This is a genomic window from Okeania sp. SIO2F4 (assembly GCF_010672385.1).
Taxonomy (GTDB): Bacteria; Cyanobacteriota; Cyanobacteriia; order Cyanobacteriales; family Microcoleaceae; genus Trichodesmium.
This window is the reverse complement of the sequence record NZ_JAAHGT010000058.1, coordinates 1-8,738: the sequence shown is the minus strand read 5'-3', so window position 1 is coordinate 8,738 and position 8,738 is coordinate 1. Positions and strand designations below refer to the sequence as shown.

Annotated in this window: 5 protein-coding genes; 4 read left to right on the top strand and 1 reads right to left on the bottom strand. The window is 39.5% G+C overall.

What is annotated here, in order from left to right:
• Positions 1-406 precede the first annotated feature (406 nt).
• The gene (gene gltB, locus F6K22_RS06265) at positions 407-5,071 is read right to left on the bottom strand and encodes a glutamate synthase large subunit (RefSeq protein ID WP_293094694.1); all 4,665 of its coding nucleotides are present in this window, start codon (positions 5,069-5,071) and stop codon (positions 407-409) included.
• 1,478 nt (positions 5,072-6,549) lie between these two features.
• On the opposite strand from gltB, the gene F6K22_RS06260 reads away from it, so the two are divergent.
• The 4 genes from F6K22_RS06260 to rpsG all read left to right on the top strand — a co-directional run bounded on the left by F6K22_RS06260 (position 6,550) and on the right by rpsG (position 8,689).
• A complete protein-coding gene (locus tag F6K22_RS06260) occupies positions 6,550-6,960 on the top strand; it encodes a phosphomannose isomerase type II C-terminal cupin domain (protein ID WP_293094691.1) in 411 nt (136 codons plus the stop codon).
• A 29-nt stretch (positions 6,961-6,989) separates the two neighbouring features.
• The gene (locus F6K22_RS06255) at positions 6,990-7,313 is read left to right on the top strand and encodes a HesB/IscA family protein (RefSeq protein WP_293094688.1); all 324 of its coding nucleotides are present in this window, start codon (positions 6,990-6,992) and stop codon (positions 7,311-7,313) included.
• Between the two features lie 428 nt (positions 7,314-7,741).
• Positions 7,742-8,116, top strand: a complete 375-nt coding sequence (rpsL, locus tag F6K22_RS06250; protein ID WP_293094685.1) for a 30S ribosomal protein S12 — start codon at positions 7,742-7,744, stop codon at positions 8,114-8,116.
• A 102-nt stretch (positions 8,117-8,218) separates the two neighbouring features.
• On the top strand, positions 8,219-8,689 hold the full coding sequence (rpsG, locus tag F6K22_RS06245) for a 30S ribosomal protein S7 (protein ID WP_293094683.1): 471 nt from the start codon (positions 8,219-8,221) through the stop codon (positions 8,687-8,689).
• Positions 8,690-8,738: the final 49 nt, after the last annotated feature.

The window sequence follows — 8,738 nt, the reverse complement described above, 5'->3', positions numbered from 1 at the left end:
ATCTAAAATCAGGTTTAACACTTAACTATATATTTGGCAGAGATTGTTGATAGGGAGATGGGGAAATTGAATATTGAAGTAATTACAGAATTATGAACATATTTTAGATCGCCGAATTCAAAATCATCCCAAAATTTCAATAACTATAACGTTGCAGTTTAGGGTCAGACCCCTCATTTGGTTCCCAAACCCTCATCTAAAATCAGGTTGAACACTTAATCAGGACTTACGCAAAATGTTAAATCATACACCATTTGTAGAGGGAAACGACCGTTTGCCCCTACTAGATATGCTGGTTCTGCGTAAGTCCTGATGATAACTGATAATTGAAAAGGGGCGATGGATAGCGATCGCCCCAAAATTATTTAATCATCTACAAATGTTTCTGAATTCTAAATTCTGAATTCTAAATTCTTAGAGCAACCCGATCGCCTATCTCAACACTTGCTACCGGACTATCAGCTTCAGAAGGAGGCACAACTTGATAAAACTTCGGCAAATATTCAGACCAATTAGCCAAAATAGCCTTAGCTTTCTCACTACCAGTCTTTTCAAAGTGTAACGAAATCAATTCCTGCAACTGCGCCTCACCTGCTGGTGTAGATACGCGCTGAATAGAAACAATTTCATTATTCACCCTGGCAGGAAAATCACCATCCTCATCCAAGAAATAACCAATTCCTCCAGTCATACCAGCACCAACATTACGACCTGCTTTACCCAAGCAGACAATAACGCCACCAGTCATATACTCACAAGCATGGTCTCCAACACCTTCAATAACTGCCTTACCCATAGAATTCCGGACAGCAAAACGTTCCCCTGCTTGACCATTAGCCAACAAAATACCGCCAGTCGCACCATATAAACAAGTATTCCCAACAATCACATTTTCCTCTGGAGCATAACCTGCTTCTACAGGTGGCTTAATAATAATCTCCCCACCGTGCATTCCCTTGCCAACATAATCATTAGCCTCACCTTGTAACGTTAAGGTCATTCCTGGCAAATTGAAAGCACCAAAACTCTGACCAGCACTACCATTAAATGTGAGATTAATCAACCCCTCAAAACCAGTATTGCCATAACGAGAAGCGATCGCTCCTGCTAACCTTGCTCCCACAGTACGGTCAGTATTAACAATCTTTATTGTCTTGGAAACACTGCCCTGGTTGCGAATTGCAGCTTGAATTTCCCGGTCTTCCAACAGTACGTCGTCTAAAACACAACCGTTGCTATGAACTTTTTCATGCTTTAACCAATCTCGGTCAGTGCGAGTATCTGGTAAGTTAACCAAACAGTCTAAGTTCAAACTTTCTGTTTTAGTTAACTGTACATTTTCTCGTGCTTTCAGCAAATCTGCACGACCTAATATTTCACTGAGAGAACGATAACCTAACCTTGCTAAAATAGTTCGTACTTCCTCAGCAATAAACCAGAAGAAATTAACCACATTTTCTGGCACCCCAGTAAATTTCTTACGCAACTTCTCTTGCTGAGTTGCCACACCAACTGGGCAATTATTAGTATGACAAATTCTTGCCATAATACAACCTTCAGCAATCATCGCAATAGAACCAAAGCCAAATTCTTCAGCACCCATCAAAGCAGCTATGATTACATCCCAACCAGTTTTCAGACCACCGTCTACGCGGAGGGTAACGCGATCGCGCAGTTTATTTTCCATCAATACCCGATGTACTTCACTCAAACCTAATTCCCAAGGACTACCAGCGTGTTTGATTGAACTTAGAGGAGAAGCACCAGTACCGCCATCGTGACCAGAAATTTGAATGACGTCTGCATTAGCTTTAGCTACACCAGCAGCGATCGTACCGATACCAATTTCTGCTACCAACTTCACGGAAACACCAGCATTAGGATTAATTTGGTGGAGGTCAAAAATTAACTGTGCCAAATCCTCAATGGAATAAATGTCGTGGTGAGGAGGGGGTGAAATCAGGGTAACTCCTGGTTTAGAGCGACGGAGTGTGGCAATGTAGTTGCTCACTTTTTTGCCTGGTAACTGACCGCCTTCACCTGGTTTTGCTCCCTGAGCAATTTTAATTTCTATCTGTTTGGCATTCATCAGATATTCTGGAGTCACACCAAACCGACCCGAAGCAACTTGTTTAATAGCAGAAGAAGCGGTGTCACCATTTCGTAATCCCTTGAGATGAGGGAATAAACCAGATAAACCTTGACCGTTAACATCGTCTAAAATTTTAAATCTTGTGGGGTCTTCTCCACCTTCGCCAGAATTAGATTTGCCACCTATGCGGTTCATAGCGATCGCCAAAGTTTCATGCGCTTCCCGTGACAATGATCCTAGAGACATTCCACCAGTACAGAAACGTTTCATTATTTCTGCTGCGGGTTCTACTTCCTCTATAGGTATAGAAGGGGAATAGCTATTCAAATCCAACAAATCTCGTAAAGCTGTTACTGGTCGTCCTTGCAAATATTTCCGGTAAACTTCATAGTGATCGTACTGCGTTGTTTCTTGGTGTTTGCCATTACCATTGCCGTTAGCATGATTAAACGTTGCAACTGCCTTATGGAGTGCTTTCGACATTTCCGGACTATTCATATGATATTCTCCAGTGGGGCGATATTGCACAAACCCATAATTTTCCAGCTTTTTAATATTCAATTCTGGGAACGCCCGATGGTGGAAAGAAATCACTTCTTGTGCTAACTCTGGTACTGTTAAACCACCCATTCGAGACGTAGTTCCCCGGAAAGCTAATTCTAATAAGTCTCCACCAATACCAATAGCTTCAAAAATCTGCGCTCCCTGATAAGAAGACAATAAAGAAATTCCCATTTTAGAGAGAATTTTCAATAGTCCTGCTTCTACTGCTTTGCGATAATGTTTCTGCGCTTCTTCGATAGTGATTTTTGTAATTTTGCCCCGTTCCATTTGGTTTTGAACCGTCGAACTAGACCACCAAGCACGGACAGACTCTAATGCTAAATAAGGATGAACCGCACTTGCTCCATAACCAACTAAACAAGCAAAATGATGGGTACTCCAACACTGAGCTGTTTCTACCACCAAAGATGCTTTCATCCGCAACCGTTCTTTAATCAAGTGATGGTGAACTGCACCTACAGCTAACAGAGGGGGAATGTAAGCAAATTCTGCACTTATTCCCCCATCGCATTTGTCAGATAGAATAATAATTTCCTGACCATTCTGAACTGCTGTTGCTGCTCGTTCGCACAGGTTATTTACTGCTGTTTGCAGTCCTTCTGGTCCAGTAGGGACGTTGCATGCAACGTCCACTACAGGAAATAGAGTAGAAAGAGTTTCTGTAGCAAATGCTGAGTCTTGAATTTCTGTGAATTCTGCTTCGTTTAATACTGGTGATTCTACTTTTAATAAGCGTGCATTTTCCGCACTAACTTCTAATAAATTACCACGCTTACCGAGTAGCATATTCAATGACATTACCATTCCTTCCCGCAGTGGGTCAATGGGAGGATTTGTCACTTGAGCAAATCTTTGTTTAAAATAGTCATATAGTAAATGAGGACGTTGGGAAAGAACTGCTAGGGGAATATCATCACCCATACAAAATGTTGGTTCTTTACCCAAATTTGCCATATCACTAATCACCATATCCATGTCTTCCAAACTATAGCCAAAAGCTGTTTGTAGTTGGAGCAGGGTTTGTGATTCTAATTCAGTATTAGCTGCAAATGACTGCTTTGCTATCTGCTTTCTGTGTTTTAACCATTCTCCATAAGGTAGTCGGGAACTGACACGTTTTTTAATTTCCCAATTTTTGAGAACTTCATTAGTGCTTAGGTCTACAGCGATCGTTTGTCCAGGACCGAGGCGACCTTTTTCAACTATTTCTGCTTCTGGTATTTCAACTACTCCTGCTTCAGACGCTACGATAATTAGGTCGTTCTTAGTAATGCAATAACGTGCTGGTCGCAAACCATTCCGGTCTAGAGCTGCCCCCACTTGTTTACCATCACTAAATACTAATAGTGCCGGACCATCCCAAGCTTCCTGCAAACCACTATAATATTCGTAAAAATCAACAATTTCTGGATATTCTACTAGGTCTGGCTGATTTCTGTATGCTTCCGGCACCATAATCATCAATGTTTCTAGTGGGGAGCGTCCGGAACGTACAATTAATTCCATCACGTTGTCTAGATTTGCCGAGTCACTACTTTTAGCATCAACAAAAGGCTTTAACTCATCCAGTCGTGACTCCCAAATAGAAGAACTCAGACTATCTTCCCGCGCTTTCATCCAATTAATATTTCCCAACAGAGTATTAATTTCTCCATTGTGACCAAGCAAACGCATCGGTTGAGCGAGAGGCCATCGCGGCATTGTATTAGTGCTGAAGCGTCGGTGGTAAACAGCGAAGGAACTCTTATAAGCTGGATTTTTCAGGTCTGTGTAAAATTCTCCCAGCACTGCGGAGCGCACCATACCTTTATATACAATAGTGCGACAAGAGAAGGAGCAAATATAGGCATCTATCCCCCAAATAAAACCTTCTTTTTCTAAAGCACAACCAATATTACGACGCAATAAGTAGAGCGATCGCTCTAAGTCATCCCCTTGCAATTTGTCGGAACTGACAATTATTTGTTCAATTTGTGGTTGGTTTGCTCGTGCTTGTACTCCCAATACTTCTGGTTTAACTGGTACAACTCGCCAACCAATTACTGTTAGACCTTCTGTAGTTATTGTTTTTTCAATTGCCTGACGTGCTATTGCTGCTTTCTTTTCCGTTTGAGGCAAAAATATCATTCCTACCCCACAGTTAGTAGGGTTTAATTCTAAGTTTTCAGACAGCAACTCCCAAGGAACTTGAGTCATTAAACCTGCCCCATCCCCTGAATCTTGGTCTGCACTACAACCACCGCGATGCTCTAAACAAGTTAGAGCAGGTAAAGCTTTCAATATAATTTCATGGCTTTTTTTCCCTGACGGGTGAGCAATAAAACCTACTCCACAGGCATCTCGTTCTTCTACCAACCATCTTTGGCCTTGATAAGTTTCTTTATTTGCTTTTAGATTTGTGTTAGATTCATTCATGTTTAATTTACCCATAACATTTTAACTTTAAAGAGGGTGTCACCCTTGATATAGAAGTTTTCTTCTAAGTTGTTTTGTTACTTGCTTAAACTAAATACACTACATAACAAGTTGAACAACGGAGTGAAATTTTAATCTTGTTTGAAGGTTGATATAATAGCTGATATAGTCATTAGTATTTTCCTCATTCTCTTTCAAAACATATAGAGAATACTTGACAAAAATAGCAGGCTATGTATAAGCACATATCTGGCATACAATTTCCCCACGAAAACCTGCAAAACTATTTTTCTTGCTATTTCATAAATTATCTTAATGATTGAGAGAAAATAATTGTGATACAAAAAATACCCTACGCTCTATTCAAGATTTATGACAAAACAGGAGCGACACACTAATTTGTTGTTTTTTGATTCAAGTTAAATCTCTATAATGCAATATTTTCAACTACTTTGACCTTAAACCTCACATAATGCCAATCATTTTATGTGTAGTTGGAATTGTTCTACTTAATTATAGTCCAGTGTTTCTTCTATCAACTAAGCTCTATATATTTTTTAATTTTTTCAGTTCAGTCTCATTTCTGGCAGAATGGCCTTCTATAAAACCCATTTGATAGCTATTTAAAAATAGATAGGGAGGTGGGGAGTATTTTTCAACCTGCTTGGTCCGCTACCAGGTGCGCCGTGTGACCGTGATTGCAGTGCTTTGGGCGGGTTTCCCGACAGTCACGCAACTGCCCTTCACCCAGCGTCTCTCAAAGAGATACCCGAAGTGCGCGGGGTCGCAGGAGCTTTTTCCCTTATGCCTTCCCTCCATCTTCGCGCCTCCTGACTCCTGACTCCTGACTCCTGACTCCTAGTAAAAAACGCGGGTCCCTGACAAAGATACCTTTAGGGGTTCTATAGGGTGACATTCATTAATGGATAATGGATAATTGCGAACTTGATAATTACAAGAAGGTTTTAACCGCACGGGAATTGAATCTAAGGAATATTGTCTTTGTTTTCCCCTATCCAAGGGGAGGCTTCAAGGCACGAATTATTTAATAATTAATTATTAATTATTAATTATTAATTTTTCGGTAAAATTTACTAAGCATAGAGTCAGTTCTAATACCAGAGTTGATATTCTGTCCACAATAATATTAAGCTCAAGAGTATTTCTCGGAAATCTAGCAACTATAAATAATTTTTGATTTTTTCTAGTATTTTCTACATAGATTCATAGATATGGTATATGAAGATTTGATATAGATTTGGAAAAAGCTGGAATTGGGGGTGACAGTAATAGGGGTAACTTTGCTATGGTTGATCTGGTATCCAATTTAACTCAAACCTATAAATAAAATATTTATCTATCAGTATGTAATTTGATAAGATAGACTATCAGACTTATATTTATACTGAATATTTAATGGCCTTTGAGTTAAGGAGACCAATTTAACATAACTCTTTTCTTTTGGAGAGCATCAAACAATGGTACAACTTAAAGAAGCATCTCAAACTCCTAAGTTATCTATATCTTCTGCCTTACAAGGAGCTGCTACTACAGAACGCCCTTGGGGGTCATTTACTACTTTAGAAGAAGGAACTGGATATAAAATCAAGCGCATAGAAGTCAAACCAGGACATCGACTCAGCCTACAAATGCACTACCATCGTAGTGAGCATTGGGTTGTCGTTTCAGGAACTGCTAAGGTTACCTGTGGGGATAAAGAGGAAATTCTAGAAAATAATCAATCTACTTATGTGCCTCAGTGTACTTCTCATCGCTTGGAGAATCCAGGAGTTATTCCTCTAGTATTGATTGAAGTACAAAATGGAGAGTATCTTGGAGAGGATGACATTGTTCGTTTTCAAGATGATTATGCTCGAGCAAAGTCTTAATTAAACTGGTAAGCCCAAAAATTTTCTCAATGATTAACTTGAGCGAAGCAGCAGCCCAAGAGATTATTCGTCTTCAGTCCAAACAAAATCAACCAAATGCCTTATTTCGTTTAAAGGTTAAACCTGGTGGTTGCTGTAGTTTATGTTACATAATGCAATTTGATTCACAACAAGCTAGTAGCGATCTAGTTTATGACCATGGCCAAATTAAAGTTGTAGTTGATTCTGAACAACTCAACTATCTGAATGGATTAACCTTGGATTATTCTGAGGATCTTATGGGTGGAGGGTTCCGATTCAATAATCCTAATGCTAAAGTGGCTTGCGGTTGTGGTAATTCTTTTTCTGTTTGATGTTGACAAAAGCATCTAACTAACTTAATATAAAAGATTGTTTGTCAAGTTATTTGGAATAACTAGGGACAAAGCACAAAAAAATGTTCCTTAATTTCCCAAGACTTCCTCAAAAGTAGACCGTTGCACCACAGACTTATTTGGTGCAACGGTAAATTATTCCTAATCAAATAATTTAATCAATTATCGAATTAATTATCCCAATATTAGGCAAATAATATAACTTTGCTTTTGAAACTAAAAAAAATATATCAGTTCCAAAACTGAAGATTATCTGAAGATAATCTCTGAAGAGTAATTTGCCTACATTTGCATATCCTGCTCTGAGAGTATTGGGAAAAAATTTTGTTAAGTAAACTTGCCTAGAATTATTCTACTTTTGTACGTATCAAGAGTATAAAAACAATTATCAAGAATAACTGTAACTAATGCCCACAATTCAACAATTAATTCGTTCAGCTCGTCAAGACACAGAGAAGAAAACTAAATCCCCGGCACTGAAAAGTTGCCCTCAACGTCGTGGAGTATGCACAAGGGTATATACTACTACACCAAAAAAGCCTAACTCGGCTCTCCGTAAGGTAGCTAGGGTACGTCTAACTTCTGGTTTTGAAGTGACTGCTTATATCCCTGGGATTGGTCATAACCTACAGGAACACTCTGTAGTTATGATTAGGGGTGGTAGGGTTAAGGATTTACCAGGTGTAAGATATCACATTATTCGTGGAACCTTAGATACTGCAGGAGTCAAAGACCGCAAGCAAAGTCGTTCTAAGTATGGGGCTAAAAAGCCCAAAGGCTAAATTAGTGAAATGCAAAATTCAAGAAATAAGTAACAAATCTTGAATTTTGCATATAATCTATGAGTCAATTATTCGTTTTTACAGTTTATTGGTTGTCATAATATGTCTCGTCGTAGAGTTGTTCAAAGACGTCCTGTTCCTCCAGACCCAAAATATAATAGTCGGTTAGTGAGTATGATTGTCCGGCGCATAATGCGTCACGGGAAGAAGTCTGTAGCCTTTAATATCGTTTACGATGCCTTTAAAGCTATTGAAGAAAGGACAGATTCCGATCCACTAGAACTATTTGAAAAGGCAGTCCGGAATGTGACTCCCTTAGTAGAGGTTAAAGCTCGTCGTGTAGGTGGTGCGACTTACCAGGTCCCGATGGAAGTACGCTCTGATAGGGGAACTACCCTGGCTTTGCGTTGGTTAGTCCAATATTCTAGATCCAGAGGTGGAAAAACAATGGCTATGAAGTTGGCTAATGAGTTGATGGATGCAGCTAACGAAACGGGTAGTGCTATTCGGAAGCGAGAAGAAACTCATAGAATGGCAGAAGCTAATAAGGCTTTTGCTCACTATCGTTACTAAAATTAGGGAGTAGGGAGTAGGGAGTAGGGAGTAGGCTAGGAACTAAAGG

Bases quoted from the DNA above. Each gene is read 5' to 3' on its own strand.
- gltB (WP_293094694.1), bottom strand. From the start codon at position 5,071: ATGAATGAATCTAACACAAATCTAAAAGCAAATAAAGAAACTTATCAA.
- F6K22_RS06260 (WP_293094691.1), top strand. From the start codon at position 6,550: ATGGTACAACTTAAAGAAGCATCTCAAACTCCTAAGTTATCTATATCT.
- F6K22_RS06255 (WP_293094688.1), top strand. From the start codon at position 6,990: ATGATTAACTTGAGCGAAGCAGCAGCCCAAGAGATTATTCGTCTTCAG.
- rpsL (WP_293094685.1), top strand. From the start codon at position 7,742: ATGCCCACAATTCAACAATTAATTCGTTCAGCTCGTCAAGACACAGAG.
- rpsG (WP_293094683.1), top strand. From the start codon at position 8,219: ATGTCTCGTCGTAGAGTTGTTCAAAGACGTCCTGTTCCTCCAGACCCA.